Source organism: Aeromicrobium sp. CTD01-1L150 (assembly GCF_041951745.1).
Taxonomy (GTDB): domain Bacteria; phylum Actinomycetota; class Actinomycetes; order Propionibacteriales; family Nocardioidaceae; genus Aeromicrobium.
In genome coordinates this window covers 94,467-120,473 of the sequence record NZ_CP169555.1, presented here as the reverse complement: position 1 = coordinate 120,473, position 26,007 = coordinate 94,467, and the positions used below count along the sequence as shown (strand labels likewise).

Here is a 26,007-nt window from a genome sequence, read left to right as displayed (position 1 = left end):
GCTGGGTCCTTCGGGTCGGCTCGGAGCCACGCTCTGGTCAGGGGCTCGGGTGCGGTCGCCACGGCAGGCAGAGGCGTCGGCGCAAACAGGCCAACGTCCAGTGTGACCGATCATCCTGAGAGCACGGTAATGCCTCGGGCCACATGTGACTCGGATCACGACACGGGCGGCGTCGCGTTGGTCAGCGAATCGATGTATCGTCCCGATATACCGAGTCGAGTGACCGGTGACCGACCGACGAGCGGGAGCAGGCCCCATGGCACGACGCGGCGAGACCCTTGAGCTGGCCGTCCTCGGCCTGCTCCTGGACACGCCGATGCACGGCTACGAGCTCCGCAAGCAGCTCATCGGGCTGCTCGGTTGGGGCCGGGTGCTGTCCTACGGCACGTTGTACCCGTGCCTGAAGACCCTGGTGAAGGCTGGCTTCATCGTGGCCGACGAGGACACCGACGTCGCCGTCCGGGGGCGGCGGAACCGGATCGTCTACCACCTCACGGCGGAGGGCAAGGAGCACTTCTCCGAGGTGATGGAGGAGTCGGGCCCGTCGACGTGGGACGACGAGAACTTCGGCGTTCGGTTCGCGTTCTTCGCGCGGACCGACATGTCGACGCGGGTCCGCATCCTGGAGGGGCGCCGCAGCCGCCTCGAGGAGCGGCTCGAGAACGTCCGCGACGCCGCCCGGCGCAGCCGGGAGCGTGCTGACGCCTACACCCGCGAGCTGCAGCGGCACGGCTTGGAGTCGGTCGAGCGCGAGGTGCGCTGGCTGACCGATCTCATCGATCGCGAGCGCTCCGGCGGGGGTGCCGGGCCGCGGGCGGCAGACAGCACAGCCGGGGGTGCCGGGCCGCGGGCGGCAGACAGCACAGCCGGGGGTGCCGGGCCGCGGGCGGCAGACGACGGCACAGCCTCGCCGGACATCACCAGAGAAGGGGGCCCCGACGAGACCGTCGAGGCCGACGACCACCACACCAACGAGTGAACACCAGCTCAGAAGGAGACCCCATGGGTTCGGCAAAGAATCCTGTACGCGTAGCCATCGTGGGCGTGGGCAACTGCGCCACGTCGCTGATCCAAGGCGTCGAGTACTACCAGGACGCAGATCCGGCCGGCACCATCCCGGGTCTGATGCACGTCCAGTTCGGCGACTACCACGTGGGCGACGTCGAGTTCGTCGCCGCGTTCGACGTGGACGCCAAGAAGGTCGGCTTCGACCTCGCCGACGCCACGACGGCCAGCGAGAACAACACCATCAAGATCACCGACGTGCCCCCGACCGGCGTCATCGTCCAGCGGGGTCACACGCTGGACGGTCTCGGCAAGTACTACCTGGAGACGATCGAGGAGTCCGACGCCCCGGCGGTCGACGTCGTCCAGGCGCTCAAGGACGCCCAGGTGGACGTGCTCGTCTCCTACCTGCCGGTGGGCTCTGAGGAGGCCGACAAGTTCTACGCGCAGTGCGCGATCGATGCCGGTGTGGCCTTCGTCAACGCGTTGCCGGTCTTCATCGCCTCCGACCCCGAGTGGGCGCAGAAGTTCGAGGACGCGGGGGTCCCGATCATCGGCGACGACATCAAGAGCCAGGTCGGCGCCACGATCACCCACCGGGTCATGGCCAAGCTGTTCGAGGACCGCGGCGTGGCGCTGGATCGCACGTACCAGCTGAACGTCGGCGGCAACATGGACTTCAAGAACATGCTCGAGCGTGAGCGCCTTGAGTCAAAGAAGGTCTCCAAGACGCAGTCCGTCACGTCCAACCTCAGCGGCTCGCTGGCCGGCAAGGTCGACGACAAGAACGTCCACATCGGCCCGAGCGACTACGTCGCCTGGCTGGACGACCGCAAGTGGGCGTACGTGCGCCTGGAGGGCCGCGCCTTCGGTGACGCCCCGATCAACCTGGAGTACAAGCTCGAGGTCTGGGACTCGCCCAACTCGGCCGGCATCATCATCGACGCCATCCGTGCGGCCAAGATCGCCAAGGACCGTGGCATCGGTGGCGCGCTGCTGAGCGCCTCGTCCTACCTGATGAAGTCTCCACCGGAGCAGCGCGCCGACGACCTCGGGCGCGCCACGCTCGAGTCGTTCATCCGAGGTGACGAGGAGCGCTGAGCGCGTCCACCTGACGAGCGGGGCCGGGCCGCGAGGTCCGGCCCCGCTCGTCGTACGGGGTCGGCGGCGGCGCCGGCCACTACGCTGTTCGGGGCCATCGGGACCACAGGACGACGAGAGGGAGCACGTGTCGATCGATCTTCGCCGGGCCACTCCGGGCCGTCCGGGCATCCTGCTGGTGGTGCTCGGTGTCCTCACCGGTGTGTTCGTGCTGCTCGCCGTCGCGGTCGCCACGGAGTGGGGCCCGTTGATGGACCTCGACGCCGACGTCGCCCGGGCGGCGTACGACGTCGGCGCCAGCTCGGCTCTGCTCGTCTCCTCCTTGGAGCTGGCGGCCGTCGTGTTCAGCACCTGGTCCAGCGCGGTGGTCCTCGCCGCGATCGCCGGCTACGGCTTCTGGCGTCGCGAGTGGCGTCTGGGCACGTGGGTGCTGCTCAGCGCAGTCACCGCCCTGCTGGTCAAGGTGCTGCTCAAGCTGCTCTTCGTACGCGAGCGCCCGCCATGGGACGCGCCGCTGCACGAGGCCAGCGGCTACTCCTTCCCCAGCGGTCATGCCACCGGGGCGGGCGTGTTCTTCACCGTCCTGGTGCTGCTCACCATCATCCTCACCGGTCGCGGCTGGCGCCGTCGGCTCGTGCTCGCCCTGTGGGTGGTGCTCGGGATCTTCGTGGCCGCCAGCCGGGTGTTCCTCGGCGTCCACTACCTCTCCGACGTCGCCGCCGGCCTGGCCATGGGCATCTCGGTGACGCTGGCCCTGTGGCTTCTGGTCGCGATCGACCCGCGCCGGCTGCCCTCGAAGCTCGCCATGACCACCGGCACCGGTGGTCGTCGGGTGGCGGTCGTGCTCAACCCGGCCAAGGTGGGCCCGGTCGAGGAGTTCAAGGCGAAGGTCCGGCTGGTCTCCGCCAAGGAGGGCTGGACCGAGCCGCTGTGGTTCGAGACGACCGTCGAGGACCCGGGCCACGGCCAGGCCACCGCGGCCCTGCAGGCGGGCGTCGACCTCATCATCGCCGCCGGCGGCGACGGCACCGTGCGCGCCGTGTGCGAGGAGGTCGCGCGCACGGGCGTGGCGGTCGCCATCATCCCGCACGGCACGGGCAACCTGCTGGCCCGCAACCTGGGCGTGCCGTTGAACGCCCGTGACGCCCTGGAGGCTGCCTTCGGTGGTCAGGACAAGGCCGTCGACCTGGCCACGTTCCGCACCGACGGAGAGGTCGACACCGTCTTCCTGGTCATGGCCGGACTCGGCATGGACGCCATGATCATGACCGGTGTCGACGACAAGCTCAAGGAGAAGGTCGGCTGGGCGGCCTACTTCGTCTCGGGCGTGAAGGCGCTGCGCTTCCCGGGCATGAAGGTCGAGATCAGCGTCGACGACGAGGAGCCCCGCAAGTTCCGAGCCCGCACCGTGGTCATCGGCAACGTCGGGTTCCTGCAGGGCGGCATCCCCTTGCTGCCCGCGGCGGAGATCGACGACGGCCTGCTCGACGTGGTGGTGCTCGCACCGCGCCGGTTCTTCGGCTGGGTGGGCATCGCCTGGCGGGTCATCACACGCCGCAAGCGCACCAACCAACGCCTCGACCGGTTCACCGGCTCACGAGTGCACGTCAAGGCGTCGTCGGCGACGCCGATGCAGCTCGACGGCGACCCGGTGGGCGAGGGCACGGAGATCACCGCGGAGGTCCATCCGGGCGTGCTCCTGGTGCGGGTACCCGTGGTTCCCGTCGTCGACCGCGTCTGAGGGACCCGCCGGCGACCCTGCCCGCCGCCGCTACCGCGAGGGCAGGGTGACAGCGAGCTCGTCGTGCAGGCGCTTCCTCACGTCATCGGGGGCGAAGGACGCATCGACGGCCGTCGCGGCCAGTGCCACGACGCCGGCCTCGTCGAGGTCCAGCAGCTCGGCGGCCACCGAGTACTCCTCGTTCAGGGTCGTGGTGAACATCGGCGGGTCGTCGGAGTTGATCGTGACCGGCACCCCGGCGCCGACGAGCGTAGGGAGAGGGTGCTCGGCCAGCGACGGGACGGACCGGGTACGGACGTTGGACGTCGGGCAGACCTCCAGCACGATGCCCTCGGCCGCGAGGTGGGCCATGAGATCAGGGTCCTGCGCGGCGGCGATGCCGTGACCGATGCGCTCGGCACCCAGGAACCGCACCGCGTCCCAGACGGTCTGCGGGCCCGTGGACTCCCCGGCGTGCGGGACGCTGCGCAGCCCGGCGGCGCGAGCGGCGTCGAAGTGCGGCTGGAACTGCGGGCGGGGCACGCCCACCTCCGGGCCCCCGAGACCGAAGCTCACCAGGGCGTCGGGACGCAGCCGCAGCGCGACGTCGAGCGTGACGTCGGCGGCGGGGACACCGGACTCGCCGGGGATGTCGAAGCACCAGCGCAGCACCACGCCGTGGTCGCGCTCGACGACGCGGCGAGCATCCTCCACGGCCTCGCAGTAGGCCTCGGCGGCGATGCCGCGCACGATCGACGTGTACGGCGTGAGCGTCAGCTCGGCGTAGCGGACGTTCTGCGCGGCGAGGTCACGGCCGACCTCGTGCGTCAACGTCCACAGGTCCTCCGGTGTACGCAGCAGGTCGACGACCGAGAGATAGACCTCGACGAAGTGCCCGAAGTCCCGGAAGGCGAAGTAGTCGGCGAGCAGGTCCGGATCGGTGGGGACGGGAGAGTCTGGGTGCCGTGCGGCCAGCTCGGCCACGGCCGCCACGGACGCGGACCCGACGTGGTGGACGTGCAGCTCGGCCTTGGGGAGGGCGGCGACGAAGCCCGGATCAACACCCATCGCCGGTCTACTCGGCGGAGTAGTCGAAGGCCGAGGAGACTCGCTGCTGTCGTTCGACGACGCTCGGCCGGTCACTGAACTCCACCTCCAGGGTGATGATGTGCTCGATGCCGACGTGCATCTCGACCCGACGCGCCTCGTGGGTCAGGTGGCCGGCCGTGCCCTCGTCGAGCCACTGGACCGACCCGTCGAGCGAGCGCAGCGCGACATTGGCGGTCTCACCTCGTTGGCCCCGGAAGACCACCGGGCCCGGGCCGCTGTCACGAATGACGAGCGCCGTGCGGCTCACCCGACGGTCGTCGACGCCGACGGTGGGCGGTTCCTCCCCTCCGGGGCGGCCGAAGGTCCACTTGTGCCCGGCGGGGACCATGTCCTCGCCGAGAGTTCCGTCCGAGAGCTCGTACCTGACGATCAGCACCACCACAGTCTAGTCGTGGCCCAGGTGCGGCTGTCGGCACGATCAGCAGCGCTCGTAAACCGCTACGCCGACGTCAGGTCGCGAACCGTCCCTCACGGCACCACGATCCTCCCGTCATCGCGTGGCGAGACGTTCGACGCCGGCGAGCATGCCGGGACGTTTCCACAATCATCAGTGCTCCGCACCACCCCTGTTGTAGCCTCGAACTCCAGGGGCGGGGCTCAATTCCAGGAGATGAGCGTCATGAGGTACCACCGCGAGGACATGGGGGCCGCCCAACCGGCGTTGAGGCACACGCAGTGGAACGACTTGAGCCCGACGACGTCCTGAGACGGGCCCTTGACCTGCTCGACGCCACTCGCGAGGACGCGCTCCTGGTGCTGGGCGAGCCCGGGATCGGCAAGTCACACCTCCTGCAGCAGATCGCCGGGAATGCCGGGCCTCCCACCACAGTCGTCCGGGTTCGCGCCGCGGAGTCCTCCTACCCCCTGTCGGGCATCGCGGCGTTCATCAGCTCCCTGCGAGGGTTGGAGTCGGCCGACCTGGTTCGCCACGTCACGCTGCGCTCGCAGCAGCCCGACGGTCTGCACGCGGCAGCGCACGACCTGATCGCCCTGCTCCAGGGGATGTCCTTCCCACCAACGGGCATCCTCATCGACGGCGTCGACGACCTCGACCCCGACAGCCTCGCCCTCATGGGGACGATCGCAGCCCATCTGGGTGGGACCGGGCTGCGCCTGGTCCTCACCGCGACCGAGCCAGCACCGGCCGAGCACTTCGAGGGAATGCCCACCGTGGCGATCGGTCCGATGAGCGAGGCGGCCCAGATGCAGGTCGCCGACGAGCACCCGAGCACCGATCGCACGAGCGCGCGAATCATCGCTCAACGCTCGGGCGGGAACCCGGCAGTCCTGCTGGCGCACCTCGACGAGCTGGCACCCGGGACCGCGCAGCGACCCACCGGGCTCAAGCTCCCCCCGGCCTCGTCCACGGTGCACGAACGGATCGCCTCGGCCGTCCTCGACACGTTGGACCCGGCGTCCCTGGAGATCCTGCGGATCGCGTCACTGGCTCCGCTGTGTCACGCGATGGCCCTCGGCGACCTCCTGGACGGCTCACCGCACGTCGTGGAGGACCTTGTCGAGGACGGCCTGCTCGTGCGCAGCGGTCAGTACATCAGGCTGGCCGACCCACGGGTACGTACGTTTCTCGCCTCCACCGGCTCGGCCCGTGACCGGCGGGCGATCCATGCGCGTCTGGCCAGGGCCACCTCGTCCTACGACGCCAGTCTCACGGTGTGGCACGAGAGCTTCGGACGTGACACGACCGGAACGGTCGACGATCTGCTGCGAGCCTCGGCCCAGCTCGTCAACGACGGCCACACCGACGCGGCCGTCGAGCTCGCCGAGCGCGCCCTGCGCCGGAGCCACAGCCTCGATGACCACACCGATGCCCTGGTCGTCCTCTGCACCTGCCTGTTCGAGCATCGCCACCTCGCGCTGACGGCCCGCTACAGCACACGTGAGAACACGCCGTTCAGCACCGACCAGCCGATCGCGCTCGCCTCGGTACGGCTCGCCAGCCAGATCCTTCGCGATGGTCCGGCCGTGGACGACGAAGTACGCACGGTCGTGAGACACCACGGCCTCGACGGAAGGGATCGGGTCGATGTGCTGCTGTGCCTGGCCGTGCTCCACCGCGCCGAGAGCTGGGAGGTCGAGACGGCCCGCGATCTCCTCACCGTCGGGCGCGACACCGAGCCGGCGCACCGCCTCACACGCGAGAGGCTGAGCGCCGCCGGGGAGATCCTCGACGCCCTCGACGGCACTCCCGAGCCGACCGAGCCGGTGCTGCTCCCCCTGGCGCCGGCACCGGGACTGCCCACCGACCTCCTGCTCATGCGGGGTCGCGCCCTGGCCCTGCGAGGACACCACCAGCAGGCCCGAGACATGCTCGCGGTGGTCATCAACGGACCCGACCCCCTGTGGGCGAGCATCGCCACCTACATGTCCATCGAGAACGAGCTCGACGCCGGTGAGTTCAGGATGGCCCGCATCGCCACCCGGGCCTGGGAGCAGCGTTCACCCTGGACCCTGGAGGCGCACCCCGACGAACCCTGGATCCGAGGGTGGTGCGCCTACTCCCTGGGAGCGATCGACGAGGTCCACGGACACGTCGAGGCATCACTCGCACGGTCCACCCGCGCGGGCAACTCCGGACTGCGCGCCCGGGCGATCGCACTGCGAGGCGCGGTCGCCATGCTCACCGGTGACCACGACCAGGCCGTACGAGACCTGCGTCAGGTGACGGCGTTGTCGACGCGGTTCCGCAACCCCACCCTGCTGCGGCACTGGGCCGACTACGTCGAAGCCTGCGCCCGGACCGAGCGACACCAGGAGGCCGATGTCGCCACCCGGCTGCTCGAGCAACGCGTCACGACGCACCCGTCCCGATGGGGTGAGCTGGCCGTGGCGCGGTGCCGGGCCATCTCCACCCAGGACGAGAGGTCGCTCGAGCTGTTCACGCAGGCCATCGGGATGTTCGGCCCGGACGACTCCGCCTACGAGCTCGGCCGCACACAGGGCGCGCTCAGCCACCGGCAGAAGCAGCTCGGCGACCCCGCCGCGTCCTGCCAGACCCGCACACAGGCAGCCGCAACGTTCGAGCAGTGTGGCGCGGAGTCCTGGGCACGCAGGCTCGGGGGACAGCCCGAGACGCCGCAGGACCAGAGCCCGCTGGGGGCGATCTCCACCGAGGAACAGGAGATCGTGCAACGCCTCGTCGCGGGTCAGCGAACCCGCGACATCGCCGAGGCGCTGCACCTCTCGGTCCGCGCCGTCGAGCTGCGGCTGACCCGGCTGTACCGGCTCGCCGGAGTGACCTCACGCCGAGACCTGGTCGAGGTGCTCAACCAGTCCGCCCGAAGGACCGACTGGACCTGACGTAGGGCGTCGCGCCGGGCTGCGCCACCGGCCACTGGACCCGCCGCGGACAGCGCGGGACAGTGCCCGCAGAGACACGAAGGCATCGACCAGGCGCAGCACGGGAAAGGCCGGGGCGTACACCACGAAACGGATCCGCCGCGTCAGCACGGCGACGTAGAGACTCATCACGACGTCCGGAACCACGATGATCGCGGCCAGCAGCAACCACGGCAACCCGGCCAGGGCCGATCCGGCCGCCGACCCAAGTCCCACGGCGTCGAGCATCCATCCGCCGGCCGCCGTGACGGCCAGCACCAGCACGCCGAGCGCGACGATGCTGCTCAGCACCACCTCGACGGCGAAGACCGCGAGCGAGACCCAGAACAGCCGAGGCTGCCACCGATGTCTCATCAGGGTCTGCCAGAAGCCGAGGCCCCACCGGCTCATCTGGCTGACGTAGTCCCCCATCGTGTCCGGGTCCTGCGTGTAGGCGACGGCTGATCGCGGGTCGAACGCAACCCGTCCGAGCCGCTTGGCATGGACCTCGAACGTCATGTTGTAGTCCTCGATCGCCAGGCCAGGGGCGGCGATGTCGATGTGACGCAGGACCGTGGACCGGTACATGCTGGCGAACCCGGGCACGATGGCGACGGCGTTGGCCCGGGCCGCGGCCTGGCCGAACTTGTGCAGCGTCTGGAAGGCGACATAGGTCCGCTCGCGGTAGGCGAGCACGATGCTGCGCAGGCTCCCGTTCATCCTGCCCGGCTCAAGAGTCCTGGCGCTGCCGGCCACGGCCACCACCTCCGCGGACTCGAACAGCGGGAGACCACTGGAGAAGTAGTCCGGCGACAGTCGCGTGTCGGCATCCAGCAGCATGACGACCGCGAACCTCTCGGCCAGGCTGAAGTGACGCAGACCCGCGACGATGGCGCGAGCCTTGCCCCGGTTCCTGACCAGCTCCATGACCCGCGCACCATGGGACCGAGCCAGTCGCACCGTGTCGTCGCTGGAGTCGTCGGACACGACGAACACCTGGCGGGGATCGACGAGCTCCATGACCGAGCGCAAGGTGGCACCGATCACCAGCTCCTCATCGCGCGCCGCGATCAGGACGGCGACGTCCGCGCGCGTCAAGGATGCCTCGGGCTCTCGTTCGCCCCGACTCCTCATCAGCCGTATCGCACCCACGCCGGACCAGCACAGTGTGCTGAGGCCGAGCAGCAGGACAGCGGTCACCACGATCAGCATCGGACCTCCAGCGCTCATCGTAGGAGCGCGGCGCCGGTTCGACGGTGCCGATCGTCCGCACACTCGATGCGGGCCCCGCACCCACCCCGCACCCGCCCCGCAGGTCCTCCGGCGGGTCCCCGCCGACTTTCCCCGTACTCGTTGACCGACCCCGGGGGCAACCGCACAGTGACTGGAGCACGACGTCGGGGAACGGACGACGGGGCCACCACTCGGTGCACTGCGGCCGAACACCCACGGGAGAACCAGACACATGAACACTGTCAACACTGCGTCGACGCTGTCCGCCGACCCGCCGAGGCGCCCGCCGAACGGGACCGCGCGCACCGCGTTGCCGGCCACGCCAACACCCGCACCACCAGCACCGGAGAACCTCTTCACCCACGACGTCGCCGTCGTCGGTCTCGGCTACGTCGGACTGCCGACGGCCCTGGCCCACCACGCTGCCGGCCACCGCGTCGTCGCTCTCGACGTCTCAGGCGACCGTCTGGCGGACATCGCCGCGGGCCGGGCCGATCTGATCAGCAGCGACCACGACCGGCTCGCGACGACGAGAGCCTCCGACGACTTCCTGCTGACCGACGACATCGCCACGCTCTCCGGCGCCCGTGCCGTCATCATCTGCGTGCCCACGCCGGTGGACCGCTACCTGGTTCCCGACCTGCAGATCCTGCGCGGCGCCTGCCAGATGGTCGTGGACCAGGCCGTGCCGGGTCAGCTCCTGCTCCTGACGTCCACGACGTACGTCGGGTGCACCGAGGAGCTGCTGGTCCGGCCGGCCCGACGCCGTGCACTGCGAGCAGGCAAGGAGATCCACGTCGCGTTCAGTGCCGAGCGCATCGACCCCGGCAGCGTCTCCGTGGCACAGGAGGACGTCCCCCGTGTCGTGGGCGGGGCCACCGCGGCCTGCACCGAGCGCGCCGCCGAGGTACTCGCCGGATACGCGACCTCGGTTCACGCGGTGCCGTCCTTGGCCGTCGCCGAGATGACCAAGCTCCTGGAGAACACGTTTCGTGCCGTCAACATCGCCCTGGCCAACGAGTTCGCCGACATCTGCAGCACCCTGGACATCGATGTGACCGAGGTGATCGGCGCAGCCGCCACCAAGCCCTACGGGTTCATGGCCTTCCGCCCGGGCCCGGGCGTCGGCGGGCACTGCATCCCGTGCGACCCGCACTACCTCCTGTGGCAGCTACGGGCGACGCGCGTCAACGCACCGATGATCACGACCGCGATGGCACAGATCGCCGATCGACCGACGCGGGTCGTCGAGCGCGTCCGCACCCTCCTGGCCGACCAGCGAACCAGCCTGTCCGGCGCTCGCATCCTCATCGTCGGGGTGGCGTACAAGCCCGACGTGGCCGACGTCCGGGAGTCCCCCGCCCTGGAGATCCTCGACCGTCTCGCCGAAGCAGGAGCAGGCATCGGGTACGTCGACGACCACGTCGAGCACCTCACGTTGCCGAGCGGACGTGAGCTCGTCCCCGTACGCGACCCGGGACGCTTCAACCCGGCGCTGGTGCTGGTGCACACCCCCCACACCGGGGCGGACCTCGACTGGATGCGCGCCGGCCAGCTCGTCCTCGACGTGACCTATCGCTCCGGCGCCGGGAACGACCGGGTGTCCTCATGAGAAGCCTCGTCACCGGCGGAGCCGGCTTCATCGGCAGCCACCTCGTCGAGCGGCTGCTCGCCGACGGTGAGCACGTCACGGTCCTGGACGACCTCTCCACCGGTCGGAGCCGCAACCTGGACCACCTCATCGGTCGGGCCGACGTCGAGCTGCGGCGAGGATCGGTCACCGACCCCGCCGCCGTGAGACAGGCGATGGACGGCGCCGACCGCGTCTACCACCTCGCCGCGGCCGTGGGGGTGAGGCTGATCGTGGACTCGCCGCTGTCGAGCATGCGGACGAACATCCATGGCACGGAGATGGTGCTGGAGGCGGCCCACCAGTCGGGAGCCGAGGTCCTCCTGGCGTCGACGAGCGAGGTCTACGGCAAGAACACCTCCGACCTGCTCCACGAGGACGCCGACCGGGTGCTGGGCTCGCCCCTGGTGGCTCGGTGGAGCTACTCCGCCGCCAAGGGACTCGACGAGGCCCTCGCCCATGCCTACTGGAACGAGCTCTCCCTGCCGGTCACCATCGTCCGGCTGTTCAACACCGTCGGGCCACGGCAGAGCGACCAGTACGGCATGGTGCTGCCTCGCCTCGTCGGGCAGGCGCTCCGCGGCGAGGCCCTCACCGTGTACGGGGACGGGCGACAGACCCGGTGCTTCTCCTATGTGTCCGACGTCGTCGAGGCGATGGTGGCGCTGGCCGGAGAACCGGGCGCCCACGGCTCGGCCTACAACCTCGGCGGCGCCGAGGAGATCAGCATGCTGGACCTGGCGCGCAGGATCCTCGCGGTCACCGGGAGCCCGAGCCCGGTCGACCTCGTGCCGTACAACCTGGCCTACGGTCCGGGGTTCGAGGACATGCGACGCCGCGTCCCCGACAACTCCCGCGCCCACGCACTCATCGGCTACCGGCCGAGCACCCCGTTGGACACCGTCATCGCCCGGGTCGCCGAGCACCTCCTCGACCCCCGGTCGGCGCCCAGCGCCGCGGTGACCTGATGTGCGGCATCATCGCCTGCCGGACGACGCGTGCCACCGCGCCGCACCTCGTCGAGGCACTGGCGCGACTGGAGTACCGCGGCTACGACTCCGCAGGCATCGCCACCGCAGGGGGCGACGGTCTGGTCCGCCGGCTCCGGACCACCCGGCGGGTCAATGACCTCACCCGACGCCTGCCCGCCTGGGAGCCCCGGTCCGACGTCGGGTCGGGCATCGGGCACACCCGGTGGGCGACCCACGGCACGGTCTCGGAGGCCAACGCCCACCCGCACGTCGACTGCAGCGGGCGGTTCGCGATCGTCCACAACGGCATCCTGCACAACGCCGCGGACCTGCGCCACGAGCTGGAGCTCGCCGGGCACGTCCTGGAGTCCGAGGTGGACAGCGAGGTCGTCGCCCACCTCGTGGAGGACGTCGTGCGACGCCGCCCGAGCGCCGACGTCGTCACGGCCACGGAGGAGGCCGTCGCCCGGCTCGAGGGGTCGTGGGCACTGGTCGTCCTGGACGCCGTGACGGGTCAGCTGGTCGCGAGCGCCCACCGGTCCCCCCTCGTGGTGGCGCGATCGGGCGAGGACCACTTCATCGCCAGTGACGCCGGCTGCCTGGACACCTGGGTCGAGGACTACCGGGTCCTCGAGGACGGCGACATCGTCGCGGTCGGAGCGGGCCGGGACGGACAGCTCTGGCGACGAGAGGGCCGGGCCTCGGCGAGCCCGTCACCGATCCCCCAGGACGTCGTGCCGCGAGCGAACGTCGTCAGCCTGCACCCCGACTTCATGAGCAAGGAGATCCACGAACAGCCAGACGTCGTCGCCAGGCTCCTCGATCGATGGGGCCGGGCAGCTGCCGGCCCCGACCTGTGGCGCTCCTTCGGCCTGCCCGATCCCACCCGGATCGCCGTCCTGGGCTGCGGTACCTCCCTCAACGCCGGCCGAGCAGTGGCCTCGGTGCTCGGGCGAGTGGGCGCGCTCCCCCACCAGTCGATCGTCGCGAGCGAGGCCGACGAGAGCGTCATCGAGCCCGGAACCCTCATCATCGCGCTCAGCCAGTCCGGAGAGACCGCCGACGTCCTGACAGCACTCGAGGTGATCGCGCCGCAGCACCCCGTCGTCGCGATCACCAACAACCCGCACTCGGCGCTGGGACGCCGGGCCGACGCGGTGATGGGATGCCAGGCGGGCCCCGAGATCGGTGTGGCGGCGACCAAGACCTACATGTCCCAGCTCTTTGCGGGCTGGTGCCTCGCGCTGTCGCTGCTCACGGCCACCGACCGCCTCGACGTGGGGACCGCACGACGCCTGGTGGACGACCTCCGCCGAGCACCCGAGGTGCTCTCCCAGGCCATCGGGGCCTCGGTCCCCGCCGTCTCCGAGCTGGTCGCCGGGCTCACCTCGAGCTCCGGCTTCCTCTTCCTCGGCCGGGGCACGGGCGCCCTCTACGCGGCAGAGGGCGCGCTGAAGCTCAAGGAGCTCAGCTACCGCTGGGCCGAGAGCCACCCGGCCGGTGACCTCAAGCACGGCCCGCTCGCACTCATCGAGCACGGGACACCCGTGGTGGTGGTCGATCCCGGCGGCCGGCGTCTGGCAGCGAACATCTCAGAAGTCATGGCCCGCGGGGCCCACGTCATCCGCGTCGGGGGCTTCGGAGCCGAGATCCCGGCGCTCGGGGTCCCCGAGTCCACCAGCGGGATCGTGGGGATGGACTGGTGCGGCCCGTTCGAGTCCGTCGTGGCCATGCAGCTGCTCGCCCGCGAGCTCGCCACCGCACTGGGCCGCGACGTGGACCGCCCCCGCAACCTCGCCAAGTCCGTCACCGTCGAGTAGGACGCCCCATGAGACCCCAGACCATCGTCAACCGGATCCTCCTGGTGCTGAGCACCCTGCTCTCGACCGTCCTCGCCCATGTGTCGTCACCGCCGACCGACGCCACCACCGCCGCTTCCCCGGCAGAACAGACCGTCGTCAGCCTCACCTTCGACGACGGCAACGACAACCAGAAGCAGGCCGCGGACATCCTGACGAAGGCGCGCATGCCAGGAACCTTCTACGTCCCCTCCGGTCTCATCGACTCCCCCGGGCACCTGAGTCTCTCCAACCTGCGAGCCATGGCCGCCGCCGGCCACGAGATCGGCGGGCACACCATCCACCACCCGGATCTCACGGCGGTGTCCAGCGCTGAGGCCACCCGTCAGATCTGCGACGACCGCGCGGCGTTGGTCACGTGGGGGTTCTTCGTGCGGAGCTTTGCCTATCCGTACGCGCGCAGCAACGCCGCCGTCGAGCGGACCGCCGAGGAGTGCGGGTACAACAGTGCTCGGCTGCTCGGGGGCCTCGAGCGGCCCGGGGGGGCCTGTCCCGGATGCGGCCACGCCGAGACCCTCCCGCCCACCGACCCGTACGCGACCAGGGCGCCCGACCAGGTCGACAACGACTGGACGCTCGCCGACCTCCAAGGCGTGGTGAAGCGGGCCGAGCGCACCGGCGGGTGGGTGCAGATCACGTTCCACAACATCTGCACGAGCGGCTGCCAGATCTCCGTCACCCCCACGATCCTGAAGCAGTTCGTCCGCTGGCTGGGCCCACGGCACAAGCTCGGCACCGTGGTGAGGTCCGTCGGCGATGCGGTCGGTGGACCCAGCAGGCCCGTGGTGCGTGGACCCGCGCGCGAGCCGCTCGCACCCGGCGAGAACGGGGTGGCCAACCCGGGGATGGAGCAGATCGGCCCTGACGGGACGCCCACCTGCTGGATGCGCGGGGGCTACGGCTCGAACTCCGCACTGCACGGCACGAGCGAGGGTCGAGCCGGTCGCGGGGCGTCCGTCCGCGTCACGGACCACGTCGACGGCGATGCCAAGTGGCTGCCCACGTTCGACATGGGCGATTGCGCACCACCGGTCATGGCCGGCCGGAGCTACTCGGTCCGGTCCTGGTACACCTCGACGGTCCCGACCCAGTTCGCCGTCTACCTCAGGGACGCCCGAGGGGCATGGCACTACTGGACCTCCAGCCCGTGGTTCCCTGCCACCGAGAGGTTCACGCAGGCCGTCTGGAGGACGCCGAGGATCCCGGACGGCAGCACGGCGATCAGCGCAGGGCTCAACCTGTTCAGCGACGGGACGCTCGTCACCGACGACCACGAGCTCTACGACAGCATCGGCGCCCCGCCCGCCGACGCCCCGCCCATCGACACCCCGTCGTCGACGACCCCACGCATCGCGGGCGCCGTCGACGCGATGATCCCGTGATGGGCAGAGCGCCACGGTGGACACCCCCCGAACGGTGCCCGGGATCGCGGCGACGCTGATCACCGTGTGCATCGCCGCCGTCCTCTGCTGCCAGCTCCCGTGCAGCGGGGGGCGAGTGGCGGGTCCCCATCCGTGGCACACCGACATCGTGGTGACCACCTTCTGGGTGGGTGAGATCTTCGACGCCTTCGCAGCGGACGGCCGTCAGTCGTTCTCGACCTACGACTCGCAGTGGGAGAGGAGCTACGGCGGTTGCGACGGGATCGTACGGGGCGGACGCTGTGAGACCGAGACCCGCGTGGCGGCCAACGACTACTTCCCCACCGCCATGACCCCTCGGGAGAATCCCTTCTACCTCGATCTCCCGTACGACGACGTCAACGACGAGGACGGCTTCGCGCGCCGTGGCGAGGTCGTCCCCTGGGCCGGTCGGGCGCCCTACGCCCGGCACGTCGGGAACCGATCGGTGAGCCTGATGAAGGATCGCTGGGTCGAGCTGCGGCACCGGGGCCGCGTGTGCTTCGCCCAGGTCCAGGACGCCGGCCCGGGAGTCTACGACGACGCCGCGTACGTCTTCGGCCATGACGACCGGCGTCCGGCCAACCGGCGGTTCAACGGCGCCGGCCTCGACGTGTCGCCCGCGGTGAACGGATGTCTCGGACTGAGTGAGCTGGACGGCTCCACCGACACCGTGGACTGGCGCTTCGTCGAGGCCGCCCAGGTCCCGCCCGGACCGTGGACGCGACTCGTGACCGGCGGTGCCGGACCGGCCCGCGTGCGCTGACCACCGCCGGTCAGCCGGCGGTGGGCTTCTCGCCGCCCATGGCAGCGTTGCGCACGATCCGTCTCGCCACGTCCGTCAACGTCAACGCGCTGACGTCGGCGAGCTGACGCAGCCGGTCGTAGGCGTGCTCCATGGTGAGGTTCTCCTCGTGGGCCAGGACGCCCTTGGCCTCCTCGATGATGACCCGCCCGGCGAGCGCGGCATCGACCCGCTGGGCGGCAGAGCGGACCGACACCCGATCGGCATGGATGACCAGCAGCATCGAGAGGTCTGCGAAGGCCTGCAGGACGGCCCGGTCATCGGCGGTGACGTCTGCCGCACCGGTCCAGAAGACCACCAGCGCACCGAGCGGCTCGCGGTACCACCGCAACGGGACCGCCGCGACCGATCCGAGACCTGCCGCACGCATCGCCTCGGCCACGTCCGGCCAGTCTCGCCGGGCCTCGTCGAGCGAGGCTGTCACCACGGTGTCGCCGTGCCAGGCGTCGGCACACGGTCCACCGACGGACAGGCCCTCGAAGAGGTCCAGCTCCTCGGCGCGGTGCGAACCACATGTGAGGACCTCGAGCACTCCGAGGTTGTTGCCCAGCATGATGCCGCAGATCTCGCCGTCGACGGAACGGAGCACGCCGCCGACCATCGCCCGCGCGGTGCCCGCGACGTCGTGCTCACCCACCAAGGCCGCCGATGCCTCCGCGAGGGCTTGATGGACGTGTCTGGTCATGACGGTCCCTCGGCGCCGTGCCTGGCGGAGAAGTCGATGCGCCGCTCGATCACGTCGCCGGCGACGGTGAGCAGCTCGACCTCGCGCACATACGCCCTGGCCTTGAGCATCGCGAGGGCGTCGCTGGAGGAGACCCTCAGCTGTGCGACGACCATCCCGGTCGCCTGATGGACCCTGGCACGTTCGCGCCAGGACCCCGGGCCGCCGCTGTCCCCGTCGGACTCGATGATTCCGGGGTCGCGCAGGATCGCCGCCCCCACGGCATCGGCGATGACCTGCGCCGCCGGCGGATCGGTCCGGAAGTGGCCCACATCCCGATGGAGCGTCAGCACACCGATGACGATGCGAGCCGGGCGCATCGGGACGGTCCAGAACGTGCCTCTCAGGTCGGCGCCAGGGGCAGAGGTGCTGAGCTGCGGCCACCGATCGCCGTCGTCGCGCTCGGGCGACCACGTCACAGGCCGACCGGTCATGGAACAGTCGTGGGTCGGCCCCTCGCCACACACGTCCTGCAGGCACTCGAACCGCTCGACGGACTGCGTGGTCGCCGTCAGGAGCACCCGGCCCGTGTCGATCACGTCGATCGTGATCGCGGCCCCGTCGGCCTCCAGCGCAGCGCAGGCCGAGGTGCCGAGCCGGTCGGCCGGTCGTTGCCCGGCATCCTGACTCGCCAGGGCCGAGGCGAAGCGGACCAAGGCGTTCTCGGTTCCTGCGGTGTCCATCGTGGACGCTCCTCGAACCTGGTGGTTGCGGACCGGCATGCGATGGCGGGTCGGCATCGGTCCGTCTCCCTGGTCTCAGGGTCGCACCGATGAGCCAGGCGGTCAGCCGAACCATGTCAGGCGCCGCCCCGGATCGCTTCACTGGCCGACGGGTCGGGCTGCCTGAAGCAGGCTTTCGCTGTATGAAAGTCGCCCTTGACTGGACCAACCGCCTCGGTACGTTGCCCGCATGGACGCCTCCAACTCCGGCCCGCCGTTCCGAGCTGATCACGTGGGCAGCTTGCTGCGCCCCGAACCACTGCTGCACGCACGGGAGGAGTTCACTCACGGAAGACTCTCTGCCGACGACCTGCGCGCAGCCGAGGACCAGGCCATCAGCGACGTCGTCGCCCTGCAGGCCGACGCCGGGCTGCGCACCGTGAGCGACGGGGAGTTCCGCCGCGCGTCGTGGCACATGGACTTCATCTACGCGATCGGCGGCATCAACCGGACCGAGGGCGACATCGCCGTCCATTTCCACAACGCCGAGGGCGACATCGACTTCACGCCCTCCGGACTGCACGTCGACGAGCCCGTGCACATCGACGAGCCCATCTTCGGCGAGCACTTCACCTTCCTGCGCGACGAGGCCGCCAAGGTGTCAGCCGAGCTCGTCCCCAAGCTCACCGTGCCGAGCCCGTCGATGGTCCACTACCGCGGCGGCCGCGCGTCGATCGACCCGGAGGTCTACCCCGACGAGGATGTGTTCTGGGCAGACCTGTCCGCCGCGTACGCCTCCCAGGTGCGGGGCGTCCACGCTCTCGGCGGGCGATACCTGCAGTTCGACGACACGAGCCTGGCCTACCTCAACGACCCCGAGCAGCGCGAGCACGTCCGTTCCATCGGCGGCGACGCCGAGCACCAGCACGAGCGCTACGTCGAGCACATCAACGAGGCCCTCGCCGACAAGCCGGACGACATGGTCGTCACGACGCACATGTGCCGGGGCAACTTCCGCTCCTCCTGGGCGGCCTCCGGGGGGTACGACTTCGTGGCCGAGGCGGTCTTCGGGGGCCTGGACGTCGACGGGTTCTTCGCCGAGTGGGACGACGAACGCTCCGGCGGCTTCGAGCCGCTGCGCTACCTCGCACCGGGCAAGCGCGTCGTGCTGGGCCTGGTCACGACCAAGAGCGGTGAGCTGGAGTCCCCCGACGACCTCAAGCGCCGCATCGACGAGGCGGCCCGCTACGTCGACCTCGATCAGCTGTGCCTGTCGCCGCAGTGCGGCTTCTCCTCCACGGTGGAGGGCAACTCGTTGACCATCGATGAGCAGAAGGCCAAGCTCGAGCTGATCGTCTCGGTCGCCACCGATGTGTGGGGCTCGCTCTAGGTGCACCTGGGACCTCTTGGCGGGGTGAAGATTCCGTCCGCCGCGACGGCGTGGCACGGTAGGACCGACCACGACCACCGGGAGGAACCATGACCACGTCACCATCGGCTGTCCCCGAGCCCGTCGCCTCGTTCATCGAGACCGTGAACCGGCACGACGAGCAGGGCTTCCTGGACGCCTTCACCGACGACGGGTTCGTCGACGACTGGGGTCGCATCTTCACCGGGCGCGAGGCCATCAAGGCGTGGAGCGACAAGGAGTTCATCGGCGCCACCGGCACCTTGACCCCGCAGGAGGTGACGGTCGACGGACCGCAGGAGAGCACCGTCACCGTGATCGGCGACTGGCGCAGCACGCACGCCAACGGGCTGTCCAGCTTCGCCTTCGCCGTGGACGGCGACCGGATCGCGTCCATGACGATCCGCGAAGGCTGACGAGATCGCCCCACCTGCCGATGACGTCGGCAGGTGCCGGCAATAGGTCAGGCGCCGGGGACGATGGAGGAGATGACGGTGCCGTCGGCGCGGCGAGTGCCTGACGGCGCCGGCGGCTCACCCTCCAGGCGCGGACCCTGGCCCTCGAGCGGGATCGTGACCGGCTCGCCGAGAGCGACCACAGCCTCGGCGCCCCGTACGTCGAACGCCAACCGGGACTCACCGTCCTCGACGACGAGCTCCAACTCCTGCTGACGCACCGTCACCCGCACGCGGGTGCCGCGCAGCGTGAGACGGAACGTGAGCGATTCCCACGCGTCGGGGAGGCGGGGGTCGAGGCACCACTGCCCGCCGCCCAGGTCACGGAACCCACCGAAGCCGGACGCCAGCGCACTCCACACGCCCCCCGTGGAGGCGACGTGGACGCCGTCGGTGGTGTTGCCATGACGGTCGGCGAGGTCGACGAACAGCGCCGACAGGAAGTACCGGTACGCCAGGTCGTGGTACCCGACCTCAGCCGCCATGATCGACTGCACGACCGCGGAGAGCGTGGAGTCACCCGTCGTGATCGGGTCGTAGTACTCGAAGTTGGCGCGCTTCTGCTCCGGCGTGAAGTTCTCACCCTGCAGGAACAGGGCCAGCACGACGTCGGCCTGCTTGAGCACCTGGAAGCGGTAGATGACCAGCGGGTGGTAGTGCAGGAGCAGCGGCCGGTGGTCCAGGGGCGTGTTGTCGAGGTCCCACATCTCCCGCTCGAGGAAGTGCGAGTCCTGCGGGTGGATGCCCAGGTGCTCGTCGAAGGGGATGGCCATGCCGTGGGCGGCCCGTGACCACTCCTCCACCTCGTCGTGCGTGAGGTCCAGGCGGCGCACCATGGCCGCGTGCGCCTCGGGGTTCTCATCCTGCAGCGTGCGCACCGCCTCCGCCGCGCGACGCAGGTTGAAGCGCGCCATGACGTTGGTGAACAGGTTGTCGTTGACGACGGTGGTGTACTCATCAGGTCCGGTGACGCTGTGGATGTGGAAGGTGCCGCCCACCTCGGTGCGCCAGAAGCCGAGATCGGCCCACAGGCGGGCCGTCTCCACGAAGATGTCGATGCCCTCGCGGTCCACGAACTCGGTGTCGCCCGTGGCGCCGACGTACTGGCTCAACGCGTAGGAGACGTCGGCGTCGATGTGGTACTGCGCGGTGCCGGCCGCGTAGTAGGCCGAGGCCTCCTCACCGTTGATCGTCCGCCACGGGAACAGGGCGCCCTTCTGGGCCAGCTGTTGGGCGCGTCGCCGGGCGTCGTCGAGCAGTGAGTACCGGAACCGCAGCGCGTTGCGAGCCGCACGCGGCGTCGTGTACGTCAAGAACGGCATGACGTACACCTCGGTGTCCCAGAAGTAGTGGCCGCCGTAGCCGGACCCCGAGACCCCCTTGGCCGGGATGCCCTGGCCCTCGGCCCGGGCCGCGGCCTGGATCAGGGCGAAGAGGTTCCAGCGGACCGCCTGCTGCACCTCCGGCTGGCCCGGGATCTGCACGTCGGTGCGCTCCCAGAACGCATCGAGCCAGGAGCGTTGCTCCGCCCACAGCTCATCGACACCCTGCTCGCCGGCACGGTCGAGGGTGCGACGGCAACGGTCCAGCAGCTCGCGCGACGGGACCCCGCGCGAGGTGTGGTACGCCACCGTCTTGGTGAGCGTGATCGGCACGCCGGGCTCTGCCGCGATCCGGTACGTCGTCTTGGCGAGGTCCTCACCGGTGATGACCTGGCCGCTGTGGTCGTTGTCGGTCCGCAGGTCGTGATCGGCCATGACGGCGACGGTCATGCCGCTGTCGACGCAGCGGTAGCCGAGTCCCACGCGGCCGGTCTCGTCGTCGCCCACCTGTTCCTGTGGGGCGAGGACGCGGCGGGTCAGCTGCTCGGCCTTGCGTGGGTCGCCTCCCTCGCTCGCTCCGTTCCGTCCGTCTGCGGTGGCCTCTTCTGCCATGTCCCCCTCTCCCATGGCAGAGCTAGGCACGTGGTACTCGTCCTCACCGTCCTGGCGGTTGAGGATCTGCGAGGAGATGGCCACGGGCGCGGCGTCGTCGAGCAACGTGATCTCGAACGTCATGACCGCGAGGTGCTTCTGCGTCAGGCTCACCATGCGCGTGGAGTCGATGCGTACCCGCTTGCCCGAGGGCGTGCGCCACAACAGGTGCCGGCGCAGCATCCCGTCGCGCAGGTCGAGGCTGCGCTCGTACTCCAGCAGGTCGGCGACGGCCAGCAGCAGCGGTTCGTCGTCGACGTAGATGCGGATGATCTTGGCGTCGGGGGCGTTGACGATCGTCTGCCCGACGCGGGCGAACCCGAACGCCTCCTCGGCGTGCTGGATGGGCCAGGTCTCGTGGAGGCCGTTGACGAAGGTGCCGTGGGTGTGGGCGTCGCGGCCCTCCTCCACGTTGCCGCGCAGGCCGAGATAGCCGTTGCCCACGGAGAAGAGCGTCTCGGTGAGTCCGAGGTCTCCGGGCTCAGGACGCTGCTCCACCAGCCGCCACTCATCGACCGGAAAGCGCGAGCGGTCGAGGAAGTCATGCACGGGGGGCGCCTCGTGCGAGGGACCCAGACCGGAGGTGTCGTATCCTTCCGGGGGCATGTCGAGGGGCACCATCACAGCAGCTCCTCCAGGTCGGTCACGACGACGTCGGCGCCATGGTCGGTCAGTCGCTGCGCGCCGACGCCCCGGTCGACGCCGACGACCAGGCCGAACCGGCCGGCCTGTCCGGCGGCGACGCCGCTCACGGCGTCCTCGAGCACGACGGCGCGGGCCGGCTCGGTGCCCAGCTGCTGCGCGGCGTACACGAAGGTGTCGGGTGCGGGTTTACCGGCGAGCTGACGCTCGGCGGCGACATTGCCGTCGACGACGATCTCGAAGCGGTGCAGCATCCCTGCCGCCTGTAGGACCTTGGGCGCGTTGCGCGAGCTGGAGACGATCGCCATCGGCACGCCGTCGGCCGTGAGCTTGTCCACGAGGCGGACCGAGCCGGGGTAGGCCTGCACGCCGTCGCGCTGCAGGATCTCCTCGAACACGACGTTCTTGCGGTTGCCGAGGCCGCCGACGGTCTCGGCGGTCGGGTCGTCATCGGGACCGCCCTGCGGGAGCTCGATGTCTCGCGAGGTCAGGAAGTCGCGCACACCCTCGTAGCGGGGCTTGCCGTCGACGTGCTCGAAGTAGTCGTCGTCGGTGTACGGGTCCTGCCTGCCATGCTCGGCGAGGAAGTCGTTGAACATCTGGGCCCAGGCACGCATGTGCACCTCGGCCGTCGGCGTGATGACACCGTCGAGGTCGAACAGCGCCGCGTCGTAGTCGTTCCAGTCCACCCTCCGAGCGTACGGCTGCCACGTGTCGCTCACGTGAACCGGCAGGCCCCGTGGTGCCGGTTTCCCCCGAAACATGTGGACCGAGTGATCGGCGTCAGAGGCGTCGGTTGGCCAGGACCGGGATGCGTGCGCGGACCTCGTCGACGACGCCGAGGTCGAGGTCGGTGACGAGCAGGCCGGGCTCGGCACCGAGCCGGTCGACGACGGCGCCGTCCGGTGCCACCGCGATGCTGCCGCCGACCCCTCGGGGTGCGCTCCCGGCCACCTCCTCACCCGAGGCGGCGGGGTCGGCCTGGTCGCAGGCGAGCACGAAGCACGTGCTGTCGAGGGCGCGCGCCCTGGACAGCAGCTCCCACTGCTCGAGCTTGCCCGGGCCCGAACCCCACGAGGCCGGGACGACCACGACGCGGGCACCCTCGTCCGCGAGCGCCGAGAACAGGGCGGGGAACCGGACGTCGTAGCAGACGGTGAGGCCCACGGTGGTCCCCGCGACCTCGAACGTCACGATGTCCCCACCCGGCGTGACGTTGTCGGACTCGGCGAACCCGAAGGCGTCGAAGAGGTGGATCTTGTCGTAGGACGCCGACGCCCCGCCGGCGACGAGCAGGGTGTTGCGGACGCGGCCCTCGTCCCCGGGCGTGAACATCCCGACGACCACCGTGACGCCGTGCTCGGCCGCGATCTCACGGACCGCCTGCGCCCACGGTCCGTCCAGCGGCTCGGCCACCGTCGTCAGCGGCACTCCGCCGAAGCGACTCATCGTCGCCTCCGGGAACACGACCAGCTCGGCGCCCTGCGAGGCCGCGCGAGCCACGTGGTCACGGACGATCTCCAGGTTGACCTGGGGGTCCTCGTGACTGTTGATCTGTGCCAGTGCTGCGCGCACGTCCTCTCCTGCCTTTCGGGGGCGGTTGGGTTGATGTATACCCGAGAGACGGCGCGAGGTCTCGTCGGGGACTGTCCCGCTAGTGTGATCGGATGACGGTCGGGGCAGCGAGCGAAGTCGGTCGACTGCGGACGGTGATGCTCCACCGGCCGGGGGCCGAGCTGGCACGGCTGACCCCGCGCAACAACGACTCGCTGCTCTTCGACGGCGTCCCGTGGGTGGGTCGGGCGCAGGATGAGCACGATGCGTTCGCCCAGGCGCTGCGCGACCACGACGTCGAGGTGCTGTACCTGCTCGACCTGCTGGTCGAGACGCTGCAGGACACGGCCGCGCGTCGGCAGATCATCGAGAGCACCACGGCGACGCTGCACCTCGGGGACGGACTGCGTCAGCACCTCGGTTCGGTGATGTCGGACCTACATCCGCAGGACCTCGCCGCCGTGGTCACTGCGGGTCTGCGCAACGACGAGCTGGCGCACCGCAGCATCGTGACCAGCCTGCTGCAGCCCGAGGACTTCCTCGTCGGGCCACTGCCGAACCTGCTGTTCACGCGCGACTCCTCGGTGTGGCTGCCCGGCGGGGGTGCCGGGCAGCGGGCGGCTTCGACCAGCACAGGCCGGGTGGCGGTCACCAGCCTCGCAATGCCGGCGCGGGTCCGTGAGACGCAGCTGACCGGCATCATCTACGAGCACCACCCGCGCTTCGCCGGCGTCGAGAGGATCCACGGCCCGCACCTGGAGCACCTTGAGGGCGGTGACGTGCTGCTCCTGGCGGCCGGGGTCATCGCGGTCGGCGTCGGGGAGCGCACGACGCCCGCCGGGTTCGAGCGGTTCGCGACCCAGGTGCTCACCGGCGGGGGTGCGGGGCCCCTCGCCCATACGGTGCTCGCGGTGCCGATCGCCCAGGAACGCGCGACGATGCACCTGGACACCATCGTCACGATGGTCGACGTCGACACCGTGGTGATCTACCCCAACATGGCCGACCATCTGAGGGCGTTCGCCGTCACGGCGGGGGCGCCGGGCCACGGGCGGCAAGAGGACACCGCGGGGGCGCCGGGCCACGGGCGGCCAGGAAGCACAGCGGGCGACGAGCAGCGGGACGGTATCGAGCTGGTCGTGGGGCCGGAGCGACCGTTCTTCGAGGCCGCCGCCGAGGCGATGGGCATCGACGCACTGCACCGCATCGACACCGGGCTCGACCCGGTCACTGCCGAGCGTGAGCAGTGGGACGACGGCAACAACACCCTGGCGATCGGGCCACGGCTCGCCGTCGCGTACGAGCGCAACGAGCAGACGAACGCCCGCCTCGCCGAGCACGGTATCGAGGTCGTGGCGATCAGTGGCTCCGAGCTCGGCTCCGGACGGGGCGGGCCGCGCTGCATGTCCTGTCCCATCGTGCGCGACTGAGGACCGACCACGGCTGAGGAGCAAGCATGAGCAAGATCGACGAGCTGGCAGGGCGTTTCGAGGCGGAGCGGCCCCGGCTGCTCGCTCTGGCCTACCGGACCACGGGCAGCGTCGCCGATGCCGAGGACGCCGTCCAGGAGGCGTGGCTGCGTCTGGACCGCACCACCGAGCAGATCCACGACCTGCCCGCCTGGCTGACCCGCGTCGTCGCGCGACTGTGCCTGGACCGTCTGGGCTCGGCGGCACGTCGCCGCGAGACGTACGTCGGGCAGTGGCTCCCCGAACCGGTCGTGCGGCCGTACGAGACCGCTGGCACCGATCCGCTCGACGTCGTCGTCCGTCACGATGATGCCCGGTTCGGGGCCCTCGTGGTGCTCGACCGCCTCACACCGCAGCAGCGAGTGGCCTTCGTCCTGCACGACGTCTTCGACCTGCCGTTCGACGAGATCGGCGAGGTGCTCGGCATCTCGGCGGAGGCCGCCCGCCAGCACGCCTCACGAGGCCGGCGCGCGGCAGCCGCTGCACCCGAGCCGGTGCCCGACGCCGAGCACGAGGACGCGGTCGGCCGCTTCGTCGAGGCGCTGCTGTCCGGCGATCTCGAGACCGTCGTCGCCACGCTGCATCCCGACGCGGTGGCGATCGGCGATGCCGGAGGCACCACCGGAACGGCCCTCAACGCCATCACCGGACCCGAGAAGGTGGCCCGGTTCTACCTCGGGCTCCTGGTGCGCTTCGGCGAGGAGGCGATGGATGTCTACGTGCCGGTTCGCGTCAACGGCCAGCTCGGGCTCTGGCTGCCTGGACTGGAGGGTCCAGACGCCCGGTCGTCCTCGCCGTCGCGCGTCGCAGGGTTCACGGTGCGCGACGGCCTGGTCGTGGCCACCTACGACCTCGCCAATCCGGCCAAGCTCACCGGAGTCCGCCTCGAGGACGCCTGACGGCTCCGGCGTCATCCCGTCGTGACACGCTCTCCATATATCGCTGTGGCG

General features: G+C 70.3%; 21 protein-coding genes. 13 read left to right on the top strand and 8 right to left on the bottom strand.

Features of this window, described 5'->3' with window-relative positions:
• Positions 1–256: 256 nt before the first annotated feature.
• The 3 genes from ACEVFP_RS00555 (at position 257) to ACEVFP_RS00545 (ending at position 3,847) form a co-directional block, all read left to right on the top strand.
• Positions 257–979, top strand: coding sequence for a helix-turn-helix transcriptional regulator (locus tag ACEVFP_RS00555; protein ID WP_375001396.1), 723 nt, complete (start codon positions 257–259; stop codon positions 977–979).
• 23 nt (positions 980–1,002) lie between these two features.
• On the top strand, positions 1,003–2,106 hold the full coding sequence (locus ACEVFP_RS00550) for an inositol-3-phosphate synthase (protein ID WP_375001395.1): 1,104 nt from the start codon (positions 1,003–1,005) through the stop codon (positions 2,104–2,106).
• Between the two features lie 127 nt (positions 2,107–2,233).
• Positions 2,234–3,847, top strand: a complete 1,614-nt coding sequence (locus tag ACEVFP_RS00545) for a phosphatase PAP2 family protein (protein ID WP_375001394.1) — start codon at positions 2,234–2,236, stop codon at positions 3,845–3,847.
• 30 nt (positions 3,848–3,877) lie between these two features.
• Here the strand turns inward: ACEVFP_RS00545 and ACEVFP_RS00540 are convergent, their stop codons facing one another.
• Together ACEVFP_RS00540 and ACEVFP_RS00535 are read right to left on the bottom strand one after the other, a co-directional pair.
• On the bottom strand, positions 3,878–4,894 hold the full coding sequence (locus ACEVFP_RS00540) for an adenosine deaminase (protein ID WP_375001393.1): 1,017 nt from the start codon (positions 4,892–4,894) through the stop codon (positions 3,878–3,880).
• Positions 4,895–4,901: 7 nt separating this feature from the next.
• On the bottom strand, positions 4,902–5,312 hold the full coding sequence (locus tag ACEVFP_RS00535; protein WP_375001392.1) for a hypothetical protein: 411 nt from the start codon (positions 5,310–5,312) through the stop codon (positions 4,902–4,904).
• A 299-nt stretch (positions 5,313–5,611) separates the two neighbouring features.
• On the opposite strand from ACEVFP_RS00535, the gene ACEVFP_RS00530 reads away from it, so the two are divergent.
• On the top strand, positions 5,612–8,254 hold the full coding sequence (locus ACEVFP_RS00530) for an AAA family ATPase (RefSeq protein ID WP_375001391.1): 2,643 nt from the start codon (positions 5,612–5,614) through the stop codon (positions 8,252–8,254).
• Here ACEVFP_RS00530 and ACEVFP_RS00525 read toward each other — a convergent pair.
• Positions 8,195–9,484, bottom strand: coding sequence for a glycosyltransferase (locus ACEVFP_RS00525; RefSeq protein WP_375001390.1), 1,290 nt, complete (start codon positions 9,482–9,484; stop codon positions 8,195–8,197). The two genes, ACEVFP_RS00530 and ACEVFP_RS00525, sit on opposite strands and share 60 nt — an antisense overlap.
• A 253-nt stretch (positions 9,485–9,737) precedes the next feature.
• Between ACEVFP_RS00525 and ACEVFP_RS00520 the strand changes: the two genes are divergently transcribed.
• The 5 genes from ACEVFP_RS00520 to ACEVFP_RS00500 are packed head-to-tail and all read left to right on the top strand — an operon-like array spanning position 9,738 to position 16,131.
• The gene (locus ACEVFP_RS00520) at positions 9,738–11,117 is read left to right on the top strand and encodes a nucleotide sugar dehydrogenase (protein WP_375001389.1); all 1,380 of its coding nucleotides are present in this window, start codon (positions 9,738–9,740) and stop codon (positions 11,115–11,117) included.
• Positions 11,114–12,103: an NAD-dependent epimerase/dehydratase family protein gene (locus ACEVFP_RS00515; protein ID WP_375001388.1), complete on the top strand. Its 990-nt coding sequence runs from the start codon at positions 11,114–11,116 to the stop codon at positions 12,101–12,103. The genes ACEVFP_RS00520 and ACEVFP_RS00515 overlap by 4 nt, the downstream gene beginning before the upstream one ends.
• On the top strand, positions 12,103–13,926 hold the full coding sequence (gene glmS / locus ACEVFP_RS00510) for a glutamine--fructose-6-phosphate transaminase (isomerizing) (protein WP_375001387.1): 1,824 nt from the start codon (positions 12,103–12,105) through the stop codon (positions 13,924–13,926). Before ACEVFP_RS00515 ends, glmS begins: the two co-directional genes overlap by 1 nt.
• An 8-nt stretch (positions 13,927–13,934) precedes the next feature.
• Entirely contained in the window at positions 13,935–15,347 is a 1,413-nt protein-coding gene (locus ACEVFP_RS00505) for a polysaccharide deacetylase family protein (protein WP_375001386.1), read from the top strand.
• A gap of 16 nt (positions 15,348–15,363) precedes the next feature.
• A complete protein-coding gene (locus ACEVFP_RS00500; RefSeq protein WP_375001385.1) occupies positions 15,364–16,131 on the top strand; it encodes a hypothetical protein in 768 nt (255 codons plus the stop codon).
• A 10-nt stretch (positions 16,132–16,141) separates the two neighbouring features.
• Here the strand turns inward: ACEVFP_RS00500 and ACEVFP_RS00495 are convergent, their stop codons facing one another.
• Positions 16,142–16,855 (bottom strand): GAF and ANTAR domain-containing protein, encoded by a 714-nt coding sequence (locus ACEVFP_RS00495; protein ID WP_375001384.1) that lies wholly within the window; start codon positions 16,853–16,855, stop codon positions 16,142–16,144.
• Positions 16,852–17,634, bottom strand: coding sequence for a GAF domain-containing protein (locus ACEVFP_RS00490; protein WP_375001383.1), 783 nt, complete (start codon positions 17,632–17,634; stop codon positions 16,852–16,854). Before ACEVFP_RS00490 ends, ACEVFP_RS00495 begins: the two co-directional genes overlap by 4 nt.
• A 172-nt stretch (positions 17,635–17,806) precedes the next feature.
• Between ACEVFP_RS00490 and ACEVFP_RS00485 the strand changes: the two genes are divergently transcribed.
• On the top strand, positions 17,807–18,946 hold the full coding sequence (locus ACEVFP_RS00485; protein ID WP_375001382.1) for a 5-methyltetrahydropteroyltriglutamate--homocysteine S-methyltransferase: 1,140 nt from the start codon (positions 17,807–17,809) through the stop codon (positions 18,944–18,946).
• An 89-nt stretch (positions 18,947–19,035) separates the two neighbouring features.
• The gene (locus ACEVFP_RS00480; protein ID WP_375001381.1) at positions 19,036–19,380 is read left to right on the top strand and encodes a nuclear transport factor 2 family protein; all 345 of its coding nucleotides are present in this window, start codon (positions 19,036–19,038) and stop codon (positions 19,378–19,380) included.
• A gap of 47 nt (positions 19,381–19,427) precedes the next feature.
• Here ACEVFP_RS00480 and ACEVFP_RS00475 read toward each other — a convergent pair whose 3' ends face one another.
• The 3 genes from ACEVFP_RS00475 to ACEVFP_RS00465 form a co-directional block, all read right to left on the bottom strand.
• On the bottom strand, positions 19,428–21,998 hold the full coding sequence (locus ACEVFP_RS00475; protein WP_375001380.1) for a glycoside hydrolase family 65 protein: 2,571 nt from the start codon (positions 21,996–21,998) through the stop codon (positions 19,428–19,430).
• Positions 21,999–22,012: 14 nt separating this feature from the next.
• Positions 22,013–22,723: an HAD family hydrolase gene (locus tag ACEVFP_RS00470; protein ID WP_375001379.1), complete on the bottom strand. Its 711-nt coding sequence runs from the start codon at positions 22,721–22,723 to the stop codon at positions 22,013–22,015.
• 94 nt (positions 22,724–22,817) lie between these two features.
• Positions 22,818–23,609 (bottom strand): carbon-nitrogen hydrolase family protein, encoded by a 792-nt coding sequence (locus ACEVFP_RS00465; RefSeq protein ID WP_375001378.1) that lies wholly within the window; start codon positions 23,607–23,609, stop codon positions 22,818–22,820.
• Between the two features lie 92 nt (positions 23,610–23,701).
• On the opposite strand from ACEVFP_RS00465, the gene ACEVFP_RS00460 reads away from it, so the two are divergent.
• The gene (locus ACEVFP_RS00460; protein WP_375001377.1) at positions 23,702–25,018 is read left to right on the top strand and encodes an arginine deiminase family protein; all 1,317 of its coding nucleotides are present in this window, start codon (positions 23,702–23,704) and stop codon (positions 25,016–25,018) included.
• Positions 25,019–25,044: 26 nt separating this feature from the next.
• Positions 25,045–25,956, top strand: coding sequence for an RNA polymerase sigma factor SigJ (gene sigJ / locus ACEVFP_RS00455; RefSeq protein ID WP_375001376.1), 912 nt, complete (start codon positions 25,045–25,047; stop codon positions 25,954–25,956).
• The last annotated feature ends 51 nt before the right edge of the window (positions 25,957–26,007 follow it).

Coding starts and splice junctions, on each gene's coding strand:
- ACEVFP_RS00555 (WP_375001396.1), top strand. CDS start 257: ATGGCACGACGCGGCGAGACCCTTGAGCTGGCCGTCCTCGGCCTGCTC.
- ACEVFP_RS00550 (WP_375001395.1), top strand. CDS start 1,003: ATGGGTTCGGCAAAGAATCCTGTACGCGTAGCCATCGTGGGCGTGGGC.
- ACEVFP_RS00540 (WP_375001393.1), bottom strand. CDS start 4,894: ATGGGTGTTGATCCGGGCTTCGTCGCCGCCCTCCCCAAGGCCGAGCTG.
- ACEVFP_RS00525 (WP_375001390.1), bottom strand. CDS start 9,484: ATGCTGATCGTGGTGACCGCTGTCCTGCTGCTCGGCCTCAGCACACTG.
- ACEVFP_RS00520 (WP_375001389.1), top strand. CDS start 9,738: ATGAACACTGTCAACACTGCGTCGACGCTGTCCGCCGACCCGCCGAGG.
- ACEVFP_RS00515 (WP_375001388.1), top strand. CDS start 11,114: ATGAGAAGCCTCGTCACCGGCGGAGCCGGCTTCATCGGCAGCCACCTC.
- glmS (WP_375001387.1), top strand. CDS start 12,103: ATGTGCGGCATCATCGCCTGCCGGACGACGCGTGCCACCGCGCCGCAC.
- ACEVFP_RS00505 (WP_375001386.1), top strand. CDS start 13,935: ATGAGACCCCAGACCATCGTCAACCGGATCCTCCTGGTGCTGAGCACC.
- ACEVFP_RS00495 (WP_375001384.1), bottom strand. CDS start 16,855: ATGACCAGACACGTCCATCAAGCCCTCGCGGAGGCATCGGCGGCCTTG.
- ACEVFP_RS00490 (WP_375001383.1), bottom strand. CDS start 17,634: ATGCCGACCCGCCATCGCATGCCGGTCCGCAACCACCAGGTTCGAGGA.
- ACEVFP_RS00485 (WP_375001382.1), top strand. CDS start 17,807: ATGGACGCCTCCAACTCCGGCCCGCCGTTCCGAGCTGATCACGTGGGC.
- ACEVFP_RS00480 (WP_375001381.1), top strand. CDS start 19,036: ATGACCACGTCACCATCGGCTGTCCCCGAGCCCGTCGCCTCGTTCATC.
- ACEVFP_RS00475 (WP_375001380.1), bottom strand. CDS start 21,998: ATGCCCCCGGAAGGATACGACACCTCCGGTCTGGGTCCCTCGCACGAG.
- ACEVFP_RS00460 (WP_375001377.1), top strand. CDS start 23,702: ATGACGGTCGGGGCAGCGAGCGAAGTCGGTCGACTGCGGACGGTGATG.
- sigJ (WP_375001376.1), top strand. CDS start 25,045: ATGAGCAAGATCGACGAGCTGGCAGGGCGTTTCGAGGCGGAGCGGCCC.